This is a genomic window from Amycolatopsis sp. VC5-11 (genome assembly GCF_037034185.1).
In the GTDB taxonomy this organism is placed as follows: domain Bacteria; phylum Actinomycetota; class Actinomycetes; order Mycobacteriales; family Pseudonocardiaceae; genus Amycolatopsis; species Amycolatopsis nivea.
Genome location: NZ_JBAGKF010000008.1, coordinates 74,902 through 90,794 on the forward strand (window position 1 = coordinate 74,902; position 15,893 = coordinate 90,794).

General features: G+C 71.5%; 6 protein-coding genes. 1 reads left to right on the forward strand and 5 read right to left on the reverse strand.

Annotation, left to right across the window (positions count from 1 at the left end):
* Positions 1-23: 23 nt before the first annotated feature.
* The gene (locus WA670_RS24010; RefSeq protein ID WP_037819800.1) at positions 24-905 is read right to left on the reverse strand and encodes an SDR family oxidoreductase; all 882 of its coding nucleotides are present in this window, start codon (positions 903-905) and stop codon (positions 24-26) included.
* 31 nt (positions 906-936) lie between these two features.
* On the reverse strand, positions 937-2,565 hold the full coding sequence (locus WA670_RS24015) for an AMP-binding protein (RefSeq protein WP_442893122.1): 1,629 nt from the start codon (positions 2,563-2,565) through the stop codon (positions 937-939).
* Between the two features lie 213 nt (positions 2,566-2,778).
* Here WA670_RS24015 and WA670_RS24020 point away from each other — a divergent pair, with 213 nt between their 5' ends.
* Complete coding sequence (locus WA670_RS24020; protein WP_336158926.1) at positions 2,779-3,609, forward strand: LuxR C-terminal-related transcriptional regulator; 831 nt, start codon at positions 2,779-2,781, stop codon at positions 3,607-3,609.
* Positions 3,610-3,699: 90 nt separating this feature from the next.
* Here the strand turns inward: WA670_RS24020 and WA670_RS24025 are convergent, their stop codons facing one another.
* From WA670_RS24025 to WA670_RS24035, 3 genes are read right to left on the reverse strand one after another with little or no spacing between them, the layout of a single operon-like run.
* Positions 3,700-4,701: a 3-deoxy-7-phosphoheptulonate synthase gene (locus WA670_RS24025; RefSeq protein ID WP_336158927.1), complete on the reverse strand. Its 1,002-nt coding sequence runs from the start codon at positions 4,699-4,701 to the stop codon at positions 3,700-3,702.
* Complete coding sequence (locus WA670_RS24030; RefSeq protein ID WP_442893127.1) at positions 4,702-6,012, reverse strand: DHA2 family efflux MFS transporter permease subunit; 1,311 nt, start codon at positions 6,010-6,012, stop codon at positions 4,702-4,704.
* Positions 6,013-6,053: 41 nt separating this feature from the next.
* Positions 6,054-15,887, reverse strand: a complete 9,834-nt coding sequence (locus WA670_RS24035) for an amino acid adenylation domain-containing protein (RefSeq protein WP_336158929.1) — start codon at positions 15,885-15,887, stop codon at positions 6,054-6,056.
* Positions 15,888-15,893 lie beyond the last annotated feature (6 nt).

The following is a 15,893-nucleotide window of genomic DNA, read 5'->3' on the forward strand; positions in this document are numbered from 1 at the left end:
CCGGATCTGGTGTCGTGAGGATGTCACCAGCTGTCCGGCTGCCGCCCGTCCACATCCGTCACCCCGTACTCCCGCGCCAGCTCCGCCGAACTCACCGACCGCTGATTCCACCGTTCCCGCGCCGGATCCGCCGCCATCGCCGCCACCCCACGCCCCACATACCGCGGCGATTCCGACTCCGCGAACCCGGGAGGAGCCCCCGTCGCCAAAGCCGAGCGCCAGTTTTCCTCAGTGACCCCGTAAGCGTCGAGCATCATCTCCGACCGCAGCCACCCCGGCGTCACCGCGACAGCCGTCCCGCCGTAAGCGGCGAGTTCATGGCCCTGCGAGAACGCCAGCCGGTTCACCGAAGCCTTTGCCAGGTCGTAAAACACCGAAATCCGATAGCGCGAAGCATTGTGCGCCGAAGTCCCGTCGGTCACCTCGACCACCAGCCCGGCCGGCTCGCGGATCACCAGCGGCAGCAGGAAATGCGACGTCACGAGATGCGTCTCGACCCCCAGCCGCAGAATCCGCAAACCCGCGTCGAGATCGTGTTCCCACACCGGCGTGTTCCAGTCCGCCGGGCCGCCTTTGAGCCGCTCCGCGCCCCAGATGTCGTTGACCAGCACGTGAAGCCGTCCGTATTCAGCACGGACGAAAGCGGCCAGCCGGCGGACGTCGTCGTGGTCCAGGTGATCGGCGACGAACGGAACGCCGACCCCGCCGAGCTGGGATACCAGTGAAGCGGTTTCCTCGACCGTCTCCGGCCGGGCGTAATCCGAGCGCCTCAGTTCGAGACGGCTGCTGCGTCCGGTGCAGATCACGGTCGCACCGGCCTCGCCGAGCGCGGCGGCGATGCCCCGCCCGGCACCGCGGGTCGCCCCCGCGACGAGGGCGACCCGGCCGTGCAGATCAGGCGGCATCGGGCCAGTGTGGCACCGGCCGCCGGAAAACTCAGCTCGAAGCGGTGCTCAGCTCCCGGCCTCGCAAGGCGAAGCGCTGGATCTTGCCGCTCGGCGTCTTCGGCAGTTCCGCCACGAAGTGGATGCGCCGCGGATAAACATGCGCGGCCAGGCGGGTTTTGACCGTCTGCTTCAGCTCGTCGACCAGCTCGTCCGACGCCTCGGCACCGGGGTTCAGCACGACGTAAGCCACCACCAGTTCCCCGCGCAGCTCGTCCGGCGCGCCGATCACCGCGGCCTCCGCGACGGCCTCGTGTTGCGTCAGCGCGCTTTCCACCTCGAACGGGCCGATCCGGTAGCCCGCCATGAGAATCACGTCGTCGTCGCGGGAGCCGAAGGTCAGGTAGCCGTCGCGGTCGCGGGCGGCGATGTCGCCGGTGTAGTACCAGCGGCCGTCGGCGCTGAAGCGTTCCGCGGTCCGCTCGGGGGCGTCGCGGTAGCCGGAGAACGGCATCAGCGGACTGGCGGACACGTCGATCGCGACGCGGCCGGTCTCGCCGACCTCCGCGATCTCGTCGCTGCCCGCCTTCAGGACCTCGACGGCGAACCCGGGCAGCGGCCGTCCCATCGAGCCGGTCTTGACCGGCGCGATCAGGTGCGGATGCCAGGCGTTGCCGACGACCATGCCGGTTTCGGTCTGGCCGTAGTGGTCGCGCACCGGGCAGCCGAGGACCTCCTCGGCCCAGGTCACGACGTCCGGCGTCAGCGGCTCCCCGGCCGACGAGCAGTGCCGCAGCCGCAGGCCGGCCGGCACCGGCAGGCCCGAGCTGCGCAGCGCGCGGTACACCGTCGGGCCGGCGGTGAAGTTGGTGACGCCGAAGCGCTCGAGCACCTGCCAGGTCAGTTCGGGGCTGAACCCGGCGTGCAGCAGGATGCTGCGCCGTCCGGTCGCGAGCGGGCCGAGCAACGCGAAGTACAGCCCGTACGCCCAGCCCGGGTCGGCGGCGTTCCAGAAGACGTCCTCGTCGGTCTGGTCGAGGCCGAACTCCTGGTAGGAGTGGATTCCGGCGAGCCCGCGCAGCGGCACCGGCACCGCCTTCGGGGTGCCGGTCGTGCCGGAGGTGAAGATCTCCACCAGCGTGCCGTCGCCGCCGACCGCGACCGGGTCGGGCAGCGGGTGCGGTTCGTCCAGCAGCGCCTCGAACGACAGATCGCCGCCGGACGCTTCGCCGGTCGTCACGATGATCCGCGACGGGTCGGCGGGCAGGTCGTCGCTGGGGTCGAGTTTGGCGCGCTGACCTGCGTCGACCACGACGACGCGGGTCCCGTTGCCGACGATCCGCTGCGCGATCGCGGGCGGCGCGAACGCGGTGAACAGCGGCACGTGGACCGCGCCGAGCCGCCAGATCGCGAGCAGCGCGGTGACCAGTTCGGCGGACTTGCCCATGAGCGTCGCGACCCGGTCGCCGGGCCGCACGCCGTGCGCGGCCAGCGCGGCGGCGAACCGGGCGGAAGCGGCCTCGAGCTGGCCGTACGTGAGGTCGCGGCTGCTCAGGTCGGCCTCGACCAGGGTGAACGCGACGGCGTCGGCCGGATGCCGCCCGCACAGCAGGCGGGTCGCGTCCGCGTCCGGCGCGGCATAGGTCTGCAACAGGTCGAACATGGTGCGTTCAGGGCTCACGGGGCTGCTCCACGGTCATCGTCGGCCGGTGTCGGCACATCGTCACCGCAGGTCAGCCAGCCGACCACCCCCGAACAGGGGTGGTCGCGCCAGCCGGCGCGCCGGTGCTCTGACCAGGCGTTTCGACCCGTGGACGGCGACAACGGCGGTGCCGCTGGGTAGAATCGCACCTCCTGCCGGAGCCTCCCGTGCCGCCGAAGTGGGGTGCCTGCCGTGACGAGTGCCGCCGAGACCACCGCCGAAGTGCGCCGCGCCCTGGCCCGGCTGCGCAGCGCGGCGGGCGTGCCGCTGTCGTTCGGCGGCGAGGTCGTGGACGGCAAGCGGCTGCGGATGACCGAACTGCTCGGCAACACCACCACGTCGCTGCTCGGCCTCGTCGTCGCGGAGGGCAAGGGCCTCGGCGGGCGCGCGATCGGCGTGCGGAAACCGGTGGTGCTGCCGGACTACTACACCAGCGACGCGATCAGCCACCACTTCGACCGGGCGGTCAAGGCCGAGGGCGTGCGCTCGGTGATGGCGGTGCCGGTGATCGTGCACCGGACCGTCCGGGCGGTGCTCTACGGCGCGGTCCGCGAGCACGTCCGCTTCGGCGACCGGTCGGTCACCGCGATGGTCGAAGTGGCCCGTGACCTGGAGCAGGAGCTGGCGGTGCGCGCCGAAGTGCGCCGGCGGCTAGAGCTGCTCGCCCCGGAGCCGGAAGCCGCGCCGTCCGGGAAACCGGCCGAGCTGGAAGCGCTCCGGGAAAGCCACGCGGAGCTTCGCCGGATCGCCGCCGCGATCGCAGACCCGGAACTGCGCTCCCGCATCGACGCGGTGTGCCAGTCCCTGACCGGCGACCCAGTCCGCGGGCCGTCCTTGTCGGCGCGCGAATTGGATGTCCTCGAAGGGGCCGCGGCGGGGCAGACGAACGCGGACATCGCGGCGGCGCTCGGCTTGGGCCCGGAGACGGTGAAAAGCTACCTGCGCAACGCGATGCGGAAGCTGGACGCGAAGACCCGCCTCCAGGCCGTCAACGCCGCCCGCCGAGCCAATCTGCTGCCCTGACCCGCCCGGCCGCGCGAAAGGTCCGTGAAGGACTCCTTGGGGGAATCTGATTCCCTCAAGGAGCCCTTCACGGACCGTCCTCCGCGGCGTTCACACCCGTACTGCCCGATCGCGGGCGGCCAGAGCCAGCGTCTCCAGCAGCGGCACCGTCCGCTCCCACCCGAGACAAGCGTCCGTCCGGCTCACCGCGGGGTCGGCGGGCACCCGTTCCGGATCCTGTGCCCCGTCCCGCAGATACGACTCGATCATCACCCCGGCCACCGCCGCCCCGTCGCGCACCTGTTCCGCCACGTCGGCCACCACGCCGGGCTGCCGGTTGTGGTCCTTCCCGCTGTTCCCGTGCGAGGCGTCGACCACCGCTCTTCGCGGCAAGCCCGCCTCCCCGAGCACCTTCATCGCCTCGGCCACCGACGCCGCGTCGTAGTTCGGCGCCGGGCCTCCGCGCAGGACCAGGTGCGCGTCCGGGTTTCCGGTGCTGCGCAAGGTTTTCATCCGTCCGTCGACGCCGAGTCCCGGGAACGCGTGCGCCGCCCCGGCCGCGCGGATCGCGTCCGCCGCGGGGCCCAGCCGTCCGGACACGCAGTTCTTCATCCCGATCGGCATCGGCAACCACGACGCCAGCTGCCGGTGCGGCTGGCTGGCGACCGTCCGCGCCCCGATCGCGCCCCAGCTCACCGTGTCCGCGACGTACGGCGCCAGCACCGGATCCACGAACTCGTACGCCAGCGGCAACCCGGTCGCGGCCGCGTCGAGCAAGAACTGCCGTCCTAATCGGACCCCGGTGGCGAGATCGCCTTTGCCGTCCAGCGTCGGGTCCGGCAGGAAGCCGGTCCACCCGGTCACCGACCGCGGTTTCTCCAGATATGCCCGCAACACCACCACGAGATCGTCGGCGTACCGAGCTGACATACCAGCGAGCAGCTCCGCGTATTCCAGCGCCGCCGAGGGATCGTGCACCGAGCACGGACCCACGATCACCAGCAGCCGCGGATCGCGCCGGTCCAGCACCGCCGAGACCGTTTCGCGGTGCCGGGCGACGTCCGGCGCGACCCCTGCCGTCACCTCCACCGGGCTGGGCAACGTGTCCTGCATCTACCGGCTCCTTTCCTTGGGCAGCCTCGCCGCCCCGGCAACCGCCACCACGACCAGCCCGAGCACCCACCAGAACGTGTCCGCGAAGGCCGCCGCGACATCCGCGCCCCGTGCGGCCAGCCGGTTCTGCAATACCAGCGCGAGCACAGCGGTCCCGACCGAACCGCCCAGAGTGTTCAGCAAATTCAACGCACCAGCCGCTTTCGGCAGCTGGGTTTTCTCCAGGCTGCGATACACCAGCGCCAATACCGGCGCACTGATCATCGCCGCCCCGAATCCCCGCAGCAACAAGGAAATGACCAACACGACATCCGGAAGTTCGGGACCCAGCTGCGTGAATGCCGCGGTTCCGAGCGCCACGAAGCCGATTCCGGACACCACGAGCGTCCGCGGTGCCAGCCGATCCACCAGGCGATGCACCAGCACCGACCCCGCGGCGGCACCGATTCCCTGTGGTACCAACAGCAATCCGGTGTCCCACGCGCCCAATCCGGCACCGCGGCGCAGATACAACGGCAGCAGGAACATCGTCCCGAACACCGAAGCGCCCAGCACGACCAGCGCCAGCGCCGCGGCTCCGAATGGCGGCCGCGTAAACAGACGCGGGTCCAGCAATGGTGCCCGCACTCGCAATCCGTGCCGGACGAACGCAGCCAGCATCAGCAAACCCAGCACGACCGCCGTGGTGGAAAGCCATTGCGGATATCCGTCGGAGAATCCGGTCAGCCCGAACACCACGGCGGCCAACCCCGGGGAAAGCAAAGCGGCGCCACGGAAATCGAACGGCTCTCGCGGATCAGTCGGCTCGTCCGCCGCGACATACCGCAGCCCCAGCAGAACAGCGACGGTGCCGACCGGCAGGTTGACGTAGAACAGCCACGGCCAGTCCGCGACGTCGAGAATCGCCCCGCTCGCCAGCGGGCCCAGCACCGGCGACAGCAACGGCACCACGCCGACGACGCTGATCAGCCGCCCGATCCGCTCCGGCCCGGCCGCGCGCGCCAGCAGCGCCTGTCCGGTCGGCGGCAGCAACCCGCCTGCCAGCCCTTGCAGCACCCGGAACGCGACCAGCATCGGCAGCGAACCCGCCATCCCGCACAACAGCGACGCCGCCACGAACACGACCACCGCGGTCAGCCAGGTCCGCCGCCCGCCGAACCGCGCGGCCAGCCAGCCGGACGCGGGCACGGCGGTCACCACCGCGAGCAGATACGCCGTGGTGACCCACTGGACCTCCGTGACGGACGCGTCGAACCGCTCCGCCAGCGTCTCCACGCCGACCGAGACGATCGTGCTGTCGAGCGTCGCCATGAACGTGCCCAGCACGAGCACGAACGCGGTCCGCCACAGGTTCAGCGCAGCCACTCGGCCGCGTCCTCGTCCAGCCGCGCCGGAAGCTCGCCGAGGAACCGCAGCAGGTCCGCGACCAGCGACTTGGCTTCCGCGGCCGAGAGAATCCCTGCCTGGTAACCGAAAATGCCGGACCAGCCGCCCGCGAGTTCGGGGACCACGGTGACTGTCATCGGGTAATGCGTGCGCTCGCGGAACCGGGTCCCGGTGATCGCCAGCCCGGGAGCCGGTTCACGCAGTTTCGCCGGGTCCACCGGGTAGTTCTCGAACACGACGAGGCTGTCGAACAACCGGTCCTGACCGGTCAAGGCAGCCAGCTCGGCCAGTCCGACGTGCTGGTGCGCGAGCAGTTCCTGTTGCCGGGCCTGGGTTTCCACCAGGGTCTCCCCCACGGTTCCGGCGAACCGCACCCGCACCGGAACCGTGTTGGCGAGCAGCCCGAGGATCTCCTCGACACCGTCCACTTCGGACGTCCGACCGGAAACCATCGCGCCGAAAGCAACATCGGTGACCCCGGCCCGAGCCGCGAGCACTGCAGCCCAAGCGCCCTGTAACAACGTTCCTGCCGTGACCCCGTGTCGGGCACCGGCTTGCGTCAACGAAGCGACGAGCGCAGCGTCCACAGTGAACAGTTCCGGCTCGACCGCCGCGGGCTGCCCGGTCAGGAGTTTCCGCGACGGCAGATCAGCCAGTTCCGTCCGCCACGCGTGCCCGCTGACCGCGTGGTCGCGCACCGCGAGCCACCGCGTGTACCGCGACACCGGCACCGCCTCCGGCAGCGGCTCGCCGGAGTACCCGGCGAACAACTCGGCCAGGATCCGCGGCGCCGACCAGCCGTCCGACAGCAGGTGATGGCTGGTGAGCACGAGTTCGTGCCGGTCCGGACCGTGCCGGAGCACGGTGACCCGCAGCAGCGGCCCCGCAGCGAGGTCGAACCGCTCGGCGAGGTCTTCCGCGAGCAGCTGCTCGACGTTCCCGGACACCTCGCGCACCCGGAAGCCGACCGACGGTTCCGCAGGCAGCACCTGCACCTCGTGCCCGTCCGGGAAGACCGCGCCCAGGTTCGGATGCCGCCGCACCAGCGCGTTCGCCGCGGCCGCCAACGCGGCCAGGTCCAGCGCTCCGGCCAGCGAAAACGCCGCCTGCACCGGGTACGGATCCTCGTCGGCTGCCCGCGATTCGCGCAGGATCAGCTCCTGCAGCGGCGTCAACGGCAGCAGCTCGCCAGCCGGTACCTCGGCGGCCAGCGCCGCGAGTTCCGCCTGGAACGCCGCTCCCAGCGCCGCGATCTCGTCCGCGCTGAACTCCGAGGACGGCCAGGTGAACCGCGCCGCCAGCCGCTCGTCGCGCACCATCGCGTTCACCATCAGCGCGTGCCCGAGCGGCCCTCCCGCGGAGCCGAGCGGATCGGCGTCCGGCGGCCGCTGCCACGGCGTCTCCGCCTGCGGCGCTGCCTCGAAGCGGCCAAGGTAGTTCCAGCTGACGTCCGCTCCGGTCGAGGTTCCGCCGAGGATCCCGAACCCGAGCCCGTCGCCCGCGGCCCGGAGCTGGTCGCGGACCGCGGCGATCGCCGTCTCGCCGGCAGGCGGCGCGATCCGGGCGGGGTACATCGCGGTGAACCAGCCGACCGTCCGGGACAGATCGACGGTTCCGGCGAAGTCCGGCGTGTGGTCCGGACGGCCGTGGCTCTCCAGCGCGACCAGCAACTCCGAACCGCGCCAGGCACGGTAAGCCCGCGCGAACGCGGTGAGCAGCACCGCGTCCGGACCCGTCCGGTACGCGCTCGGCAACGTCGTCAGCACCGCCTGCGTGATCTCTTCCGGCACCTCGATCTCGTGGTGCCGCGCAGTCCCGCTGACCGGGCGGGCCGTCGCCGCGATCCGTTGCCAGTGCAGGCTTTCCACCTGCCGCGCCGGTTTGGCCGCGACGAGCGCGCGTGCCCAGCCGAGGAACGACGGTCCGCGATCCGGGAGCTGGCGGCCGAGATACGCCTGTTCGAGGTCGTCGAGGAGGATTCGCCACGACACCGCGTCCACCACGAGATGGTGCGCGACCAGCGCGAGCCGTCCCGGCCGCGACGGACCGGCGTCCACCCAGACCGCCCGCAGCATCGGCCCAGTTCGCGGATCCATCGCGGACCGGACAGCCGCGATCTGCTCGTCCAGCAGCGCCCGCAGATCCGCGTCCTCGCCCGCCGGGACGACCATCAGTACGTCCGCCCCGGTCACTGTGCATGGTTCCGGAACGCGCAATACGTCGCCGGCCAAGTGCGACCGCAGCACGTCGTGTCGTTCGAGGACCGCGTCGAGCGCCGCCCGCCACTTCGGCACGTCGCCGCCGGACGGCACGCACACTTCGACCCACTGGCAGAAGCTGTCGGCGTCCGAGCCAGCGCGTTCCAGCAGCTGACGCATGATGGGCGTCAGCGGCGCGTCCCCGACCGCAGGTGTGAGATCCGGCGACACCACCACGGTTTTCTCGCTGCACCGCGCCGCGATCCCGGCGATCGTGCCGCCCTCGAAGACGTCCCGTGCGGTCAGGTGCAGGCCCTCGCGGCGAGCACGCGCGACCAGCCGGAGCGACGCGATACTGTCGCCGCCGGCGTCGAGGAACCCGTCGTCGATCGTGACGTCCGGGCCGAGCAGCTCCCGAACTACCTGCAGCAACACGGTTTCCGCTTCCGTCGCCGGTTGCCGCGCCGCGGCGACATTCCGCGGACCGGGCGCGGGCAGCGCGGCCCGGTCAAGCTTGCCGCTGGGCCCGAGCGGCAGCCGTTCCAGCGAGAGCACCGCCGACGGCACCATATGCGCGGGCAGTTCGGCAGCCAGGTACTCGCGCAGCGCGGCGGGATCCGGGTCCGCGCCGTCGACCGGCACGACATAGCCGACCAGCCGCCGGTCCCCCGGCCGGTCCTCGCGGACGAGCACGACCGCGGCCCGCACGTCCGGATGCCGTGCCAGCGCCGATTCGATCTCGCCCGGTTCGATCCGGAAGCCGCGCAGTTTGACCTGGTGGTCGGCGCGGCCGAGGAACACCAGTTGCCCGTCCGGCCGCCAGCGGACGAGGTCGCCGGTGCGGTACATCCGGTCGCCGGGCGCGCCGAACGGGTCGGCGACGAACCGTTCGGCGGTCTGTCCCGGCCGGTTCACGTAGCCGCGGGCGAGCTTCGGCCCGGCGAGGTACAGCTCGCCGGTGACGCCGGCCCCGACCGGCCGCAGCCCCGCGTCCAGCACATACGCCCGCACCTGCGGGTCCGGCCTTCCGATCGGCAGCGGACCCGGATCGTCGGCGGAGTACACCCAGGTCACGGAGTTGATGGTGACCTCGGTCGGACCGTAGGCGTTGAACAGCGCGCGCCGGTCGCCCCAGCGGTGCGCTAGCTCCGGGTCGAGCCGTTCGGCGCCGACCACGAAGAACACCTCCGGGTCCACCGTCGCGTCGTCCGGCATCGCGGACAGGAACGACGGCAGCAGGTTCAGCCCAGTCACGCGGTGTTCGGCGGCGTAGGCGAGCAGATCGTCGCCGGACCCGCGGACCTCCTCCGGCGCGATCACCGAGGTGCCGCCGGACAGCAACGGCAGGAAGAACTGCCAGTAGGAGACGTCGAAACTCGTGGACGCGAAGTGCAGGTACCGCTCGCCGTGCCGGATGCCGACGATGTCCTCCTGCAGCGCGACGAGGCTCGGAATGCCGCGATGGGTGACCGCGACGCCCTTCGGCTTTCCGGTGGTGCCGGACGTGTAGATCACATACGCCAGCGAGTCCGGCGACGGAACGACGTCGTCCCAAGTAGACGGTCCATTGAGGACCCCCGGATCGATCATCGGGATGCCGAAGCCGGGATCCGAAGTGGACACCACCGCGGCGGGCGCGCTGTCTTTCACCAGATGTGCCAGGCGTTCCGCGGGGTACGTCGGGTCCATCGGCACGTGCACCGCACCGGCCTTGAGCACGCCGAACAGCGCAAACACCAGGTCGATGTCGCGTTCCAGCAGCACCGCGACCGGGTCCTGTTCCCGCACCCCGGCAGCGCGCAAGGCGTGCGCGAGCTGGTTCGCCTTCCGGTCCAGTTCCGCGTAAGTCAGGCGGCGGTCTCGGCACACGACGGCTTCGGCGTCCGGAGTTTCCCGCACCCAGCGGGCGAATTCCTCCAGACAGGTACCGGCTTCCCGCCGCGGCTCAGGTCCGGTTCCTTGCCGCAGCAGAGCCGCTTCCTCTTCCGTGTCAAGGGAACGCAGCCGCGCGACCGGTTGCTGCGGGTCGGCCACGAGCTCGTGCAGCAGCGTCGTCAGCCAGCGGCCGTAGGCCTGCACAGTCAGCTCGTCGAAGGCCTGCGGCTGGTAGCCGAGGCCGATCGAGATCTCGTCGCCGGGCAGCACGATCACGGTCAGCGGATAGTGCGTCGCGTCGGTGATGTCGACGCCGGCGAGGTCGAGCCCGGGCGCGAGCGGTTCGCGTTCCCGGCTGGAGAGCGGGAAGTTCTCCATGACCAGCATCGTGTCGAACAGATCGCCGACGCCCGCCGCGCGCTGGATGTCCGGCAGCCCGAGGTGATGGTGGTCGGTGAGCCGCGCGTTCTCGTCCTGCACGCGCGTCAGCACCGCCGACGCCGGATCCGACGGGGCGAACGCCACGCGCACCGGGATGGTCGTGCCGAGCTGGCCGATCATCGCTTCCACGCCCGGAACGTCGGACGGACGGCCGGACACCGGACAGCCGAACACCACGTCCTGGCGTCCGGTGAGCCGCGCCAGCAGCACGCCCCACGCGGTCTGGAACACCGCCGTCGGCGTCACGCCGCGTTCCCGCGCGAAGCCGCGCAGCCGTTCGCTGAACTCGGCGCCGAGCCCGACCCAGATCCGTTGTGGACGGTCCGAAGCGGACTCCGCGGTCGCCGGGGCGAGCCGCGTTCCTTCTTCCAACCCAGCCAACGCGGTCTGCCAAGCCTCGACCGCCGCGTCGTGATCGCGGGCGGCCAGCACCCGGTGGTACTCGGCCAGCGGCGGCGCGACCGGAGCGGCCGGTCCGCCGTCCAGTCCGGCGTAATTGGCCAGCAGGGCGCGGCCAACGAGCGGCATCGACCAGCCGTCGAGCAGCGCGTGATGGATCGTCAGCACCAGCCGATGGTCGGCCGGGCCGAGGGTGAGCAGCAGGAACCGGATCAGCGGCGGTACCGCCGGGTCGAACGGCCGGGCCAGCTCGGCCGCGCATTCGTCCTCGGCGCTCTCCGGGTGCTCGACGTGCCGCCAGTCCAGGTGCACGTCGGCAGGCACGACCTGCACGACCTCGCCCGCCGCTGTCGTGTGCAGGTGGACGCGCAGCGCCGGATGCCGTCGCAGCAGCTCCGCGGCGGCGGCTCGCATCCGTTCCGGAGCAAGCCGTCCTTCGAGGTGGGTCACCGCTTGCACGGTGTAGACGTCGGGCCCGCCCCGCGTCAGCGTGTGGAACGACAGCCCGGCCTGCAGGGGCGTCGCGGGCAGGACGTCGGCGACCGGGCCCTGCTGTTCAAGCGCGTCGATATCGTGCTGGGTGAGCGTGACGAGCGGAAGGTCCGACGGAGTGAGCCCGCCGGTGTTCTCCCGCGCGTGCGCCGCCAACGCGGCCAGCGCGGTCGACCAGGCTTCCTGGAGGCGTTCGACCTCTTCCGGCGGCAAAACCCGGCTCGCGGCGGTCCATTCGACGGCGATCCGCGGCACGCCTTCCTCGCGGACGAAGCAGTTCAGCGCCAGGACCTGCTCCAACGCCTTGGCGGGCGGCTCGATCACGGCGAACGGATCCTCGTCCGGCAGCTGCCAGCCGCCGGACAGCGGACTGAACCGGCCGAGGTAGTTGAGCAGGACGTCCGGCATCTCCGGCGCGGACCCGGCCCCCGGGTCCAGGTACCGCAGGATGCCGAACCCGATCCCGCCGTCCGGCACCGCGCGCCGCGCTTCCTTGACCGCGCGCAGCAACCGGTCGAGCGTGTCCACACCGGACAGCTCAATGTGGACCGGGTATTCGGCGGTGAACCAGCCGACGGTCCGGGCGAGGTCCAGCCCTTCGCGGCCGTGGCCCTCCATCGTGACGGTGAGCACGTCTTCGTCGCCGCGCAGGGTCAGCACGAGCGCGGCGAGCAGCACCTCGTCGACACCCGCACGGTAGGCGGCGGGCAGCGTCGTGAGAATCGCCGCGCTTTCCTCTTCGGTGGCGACGGTGACCGAACGATGCGCGGTGGTAACGGTGTCGCGCGTCGGGTCGAGCTTGCTCTTCCGCGTCGACCGCCAGTAGTCGAGTTCACCGCGCCGCGCGCCACTCGTCCCTTGTTCAGCGAGCGCCAACACGTGTCGTCGCCAGGAATTGCGCACGGGCTCGAGCACTCCACCCTCGCACGCCGTCTGCAGATCAGGTAGCAAGATGCGCCACGAAACCCCGTCGATCGCCAGGTGGTGCACGACGATCACCAACTGGTCCCCGACCAGCGCGACGCGCAGCATCTCCCCGGCGCGCGGGTCCAATTCGGACGCCAGCCGTTCGGCTACTTCAGCCGGACTCCCTGTCGCCTCGCTGACCGACGCCGAGACTGCGCCCCGCGGCCGGATCACCAACGATCCATCAGGTTCGACGCGAAGCCGCAACACGTCGTGGTGGTCAAGAATCGCCTGCACGCCTTCGCGCAGCCCCGGCACCGGGCCGTCCACGCGGAGCACTGTCCACTGTGCATAGCCGACAATCGCGTCCAGATCCGGATTCAGGTCGAACAACGTCCGCACGATCGGCGGCGCCGGAACCTCGCCGATCGGCTCGTCCGGTTCACTGTCCGGTTCGGACAGATCCCGGCTCGCCGCCGCCAACGCCGCGAAACTGCGCCGCGCCAGCAAATCCCGCGGCCGGAGGTCCAGCCCGTGCGCCCGCAGCCGGCTGCTCACGCTGATCGCGGTGATGCTGTCGCCGCCGAGGGCGAAGAAATCGTCGTCGACCGCGACCCGCTCCACGCCGATCACCTCGGCGATCGCCGCGCACAGCAACCGTTCCCGTTCGGTCCGCGGTTCCCGTCCGCCCTCGGCCGCCGCAGGCGCGGGCAGCGCGGCCCGGTCGAGTTTTCCGTTGCTGGTCACCGGAAGTTCGTCCAGCACCACGACCGCGGCCGGAACCATCGCCTCCGGCAACCGCTCCGCGAGCGTCGCCCGAACGTCCTCCGCAACCAGCCCTGAGCCCACGACATACCCGACCAGCCGGGGTCCGCGCACCGCCGCCGCGGCCGCCCGCACGCCGGGAACCGCACCGAGCGCGCCCTCGACCTCGCCCAATTCCACGCGGTGGCCGCGAATCTTGACCTGGCCGTCGCGCCGCCCCAAATACTCCAGCCCCCGGCCCGGCACCCAGCGCACGACGTCGCCGGTGCGGTACATCCGTTCCCCGGGCGGCCCGAACGGATCGGCGACGAACCGCTCCGCCGTCCCGCCCGGACGACCCAGGTAACCACGCGCCAGATGCGGTCCGGCGAGGTACAACTCGCCGCGGCTGCCCGGCAGCACCGGCCGCAGCGCGGCATCGAGCACGTACGCCCGCGTCCCGGGCACCGCGAACCCGATCACCGGCTCGTCTCCGGTGATCGGCGCACTCGCACCGTCCACAGTGGCCTCAGTCGGACCGTAGATGTTGCGCGCGCGGATTCCGGACGAAGCGACCCGCTGCCACAACGCCGGTGACGTCGCCTCGCCGCCGAGCACCAGCAACGCCGGGTCGAGCGACCCCGCGTCGAGCAACGGAGCCGCCATCGACGGCGTCGTGTCGATGACGTCGATCTGGTCGCGCACGAAAGCGGCGTGCAGCGCATCGACGTCGCGCGCGGTTTCCGTGTCGTAGACGTGCAATTCGTGCCCGCACAGCATCCACAGCAGCTGTTCGATCGCCGAGTCGAAGGCGAAGGAGTACGTGTGCGCGACGCGGAGCCGCCGCCCCTGCGCGGTCTCGGCCACCGTGGTCGCGCGATGGTTCCGCAGCAACGTCTCCAGCCCGCCGGACCGGACCAGCACGCCCTTCGGCTGCCCGGTGGAACCCGAGGTGAAGATGACGTACGCGAGGCTTTCCGGATGCCGGTCTACCTGCTCCCCCACCGCCGAGTACCCGGCGATTTCCTCCCGTACCGCCGGATCGTCCAGCCGAAGCTGCGGCACGTCCGGCAGCAGGTCCGAATCCGTCACGGCGAGTTTCGGGGTCACCTCGGCGACCAGCGAGCGCAGCCGTTCCGCCGGATGCGCCAGGTCCAGCGGCAGGAACGCCGCCCCCGCGTCGAGCACCGCCAGCAGCGCCACCACCAGATCGACCGACCGCGGCAACGCCAGCGCCACCACGTCGTCCGCTCCGACGCCCCGCGCCCGCAACGCCCGCGCCAGCCGGTGCACCCGGTCCCGCACCTCGTCGCCGGTGAGCCGCTCGTCCCCGCAGACCAGCGCGGTCTGCCCGCCGAGCCCGTCCAGGAACCCTTCTCCGGTCGGGGAAACCGCGGGAGTCGACCATTCGGCAAGCAAGGCGTCGACGTCCGGCACCAGGTCCACCCCGCCGACCACCGGCGCGTCCGCACTGGTGAACGCGGAGATCATCGCCTTCAACGCGGTGAGCTGCGCGTCGACGCCAGCCTGGTCCTGCGAACGCGCGTCGACCTCGAAGCCCAGCAGCAGCCCGCCGCCAGCGGTCGGGAGCACGCTGAGCCCCATGTCCTCCGGCGGCCCGCCCGCGACGTTCCGCATCGTCCCGCGCGCCTCGCCGAACGCCAGCTCCAGATCGAACGCCTTCAGGTTGATCCCGCGCCCGTGCAGCAGCGCACCCGCGCCGGGCACCGCCAGATCCTGCGGCAGATTTTCGCCCCGGTACCGCTGGTGCGCGCGCATCTCCCGCAACGCCTGCGCGACCCGCGCGGTCAGCTCCTCCGGACGATCGCCCGGCTGCACCTGCACCCGCAACGGCAGCACGTTGACCGCCATCGCCGGGGTCCGCAACGCCGCGCCGACCCGGCACATCAACGGCACCGCGAACACGACGTCCGCCGTCCCGAGCACCCGGTGCAGGAACGCCGCGTAACACGCGATCAGCGCGTCGCCCCAGGTCGTCCCCGCGCGCTTCCCCAGTTCGCCCAGCCCGGCGACCTCGTCCGCGGTGAGTTCGGCGCGCGCGGTGAACGTCGCTTCCGGCAGCCCGGCCGCGCTCGCGTCGTCGGCCAGCTCCGGCATCGGCGTGAACCGATCGCACCAGTACGCGCGGTCCTTGGCGAACCGTTCGCTCATCCGGTACTCGCGGTCGGCTTCGACGAGATCCGCGAACCGGCCGAACGTGGACGGCGACGCCTCTTCGCCCCGCACCGCCGCGGTGTACCGGGCAGCCGTGCGGCGAGCGAGCATCGCGGCGGTGTAGCCGTCGAACACCAGGTGGTGGCCGAGCTGGGTGAACCACACTTCCGTGTCGGAAAGCCGGAGGATCACGTGCGAGAACAACGCCCGGTCCAGCATCCCGCGGCACGCCTCGGCCACCCGCTGCCGCTCCGCCGCGACCCGCGCGTGCGCCGCGGCGAGCGGATCCGGTTCCCCTTGCAGATCAACGACTTCCGGCAACGGCACCGGCTCAGCGGACACGGTTTGCCGCGGCCCGTCCGGGGTGTCGTGCACCCGCAGCCGCAGGCTTTCGGCCTCCTCGGCGGTCGCTCGGATCGCCTCGGCCAGCGCCGCGAGGTCGACCGGCGTGCCGGAGATTTCCACGACGTCGCCCACGACGTAGTACGGCGAATCCGGTTCCAGCCGCTGCGCGTTCCAGATGCCCAGCTGGGCGCTGGTCAGCTCGAGAGCGGCGAGTGCGGTGCTCAACTGGTG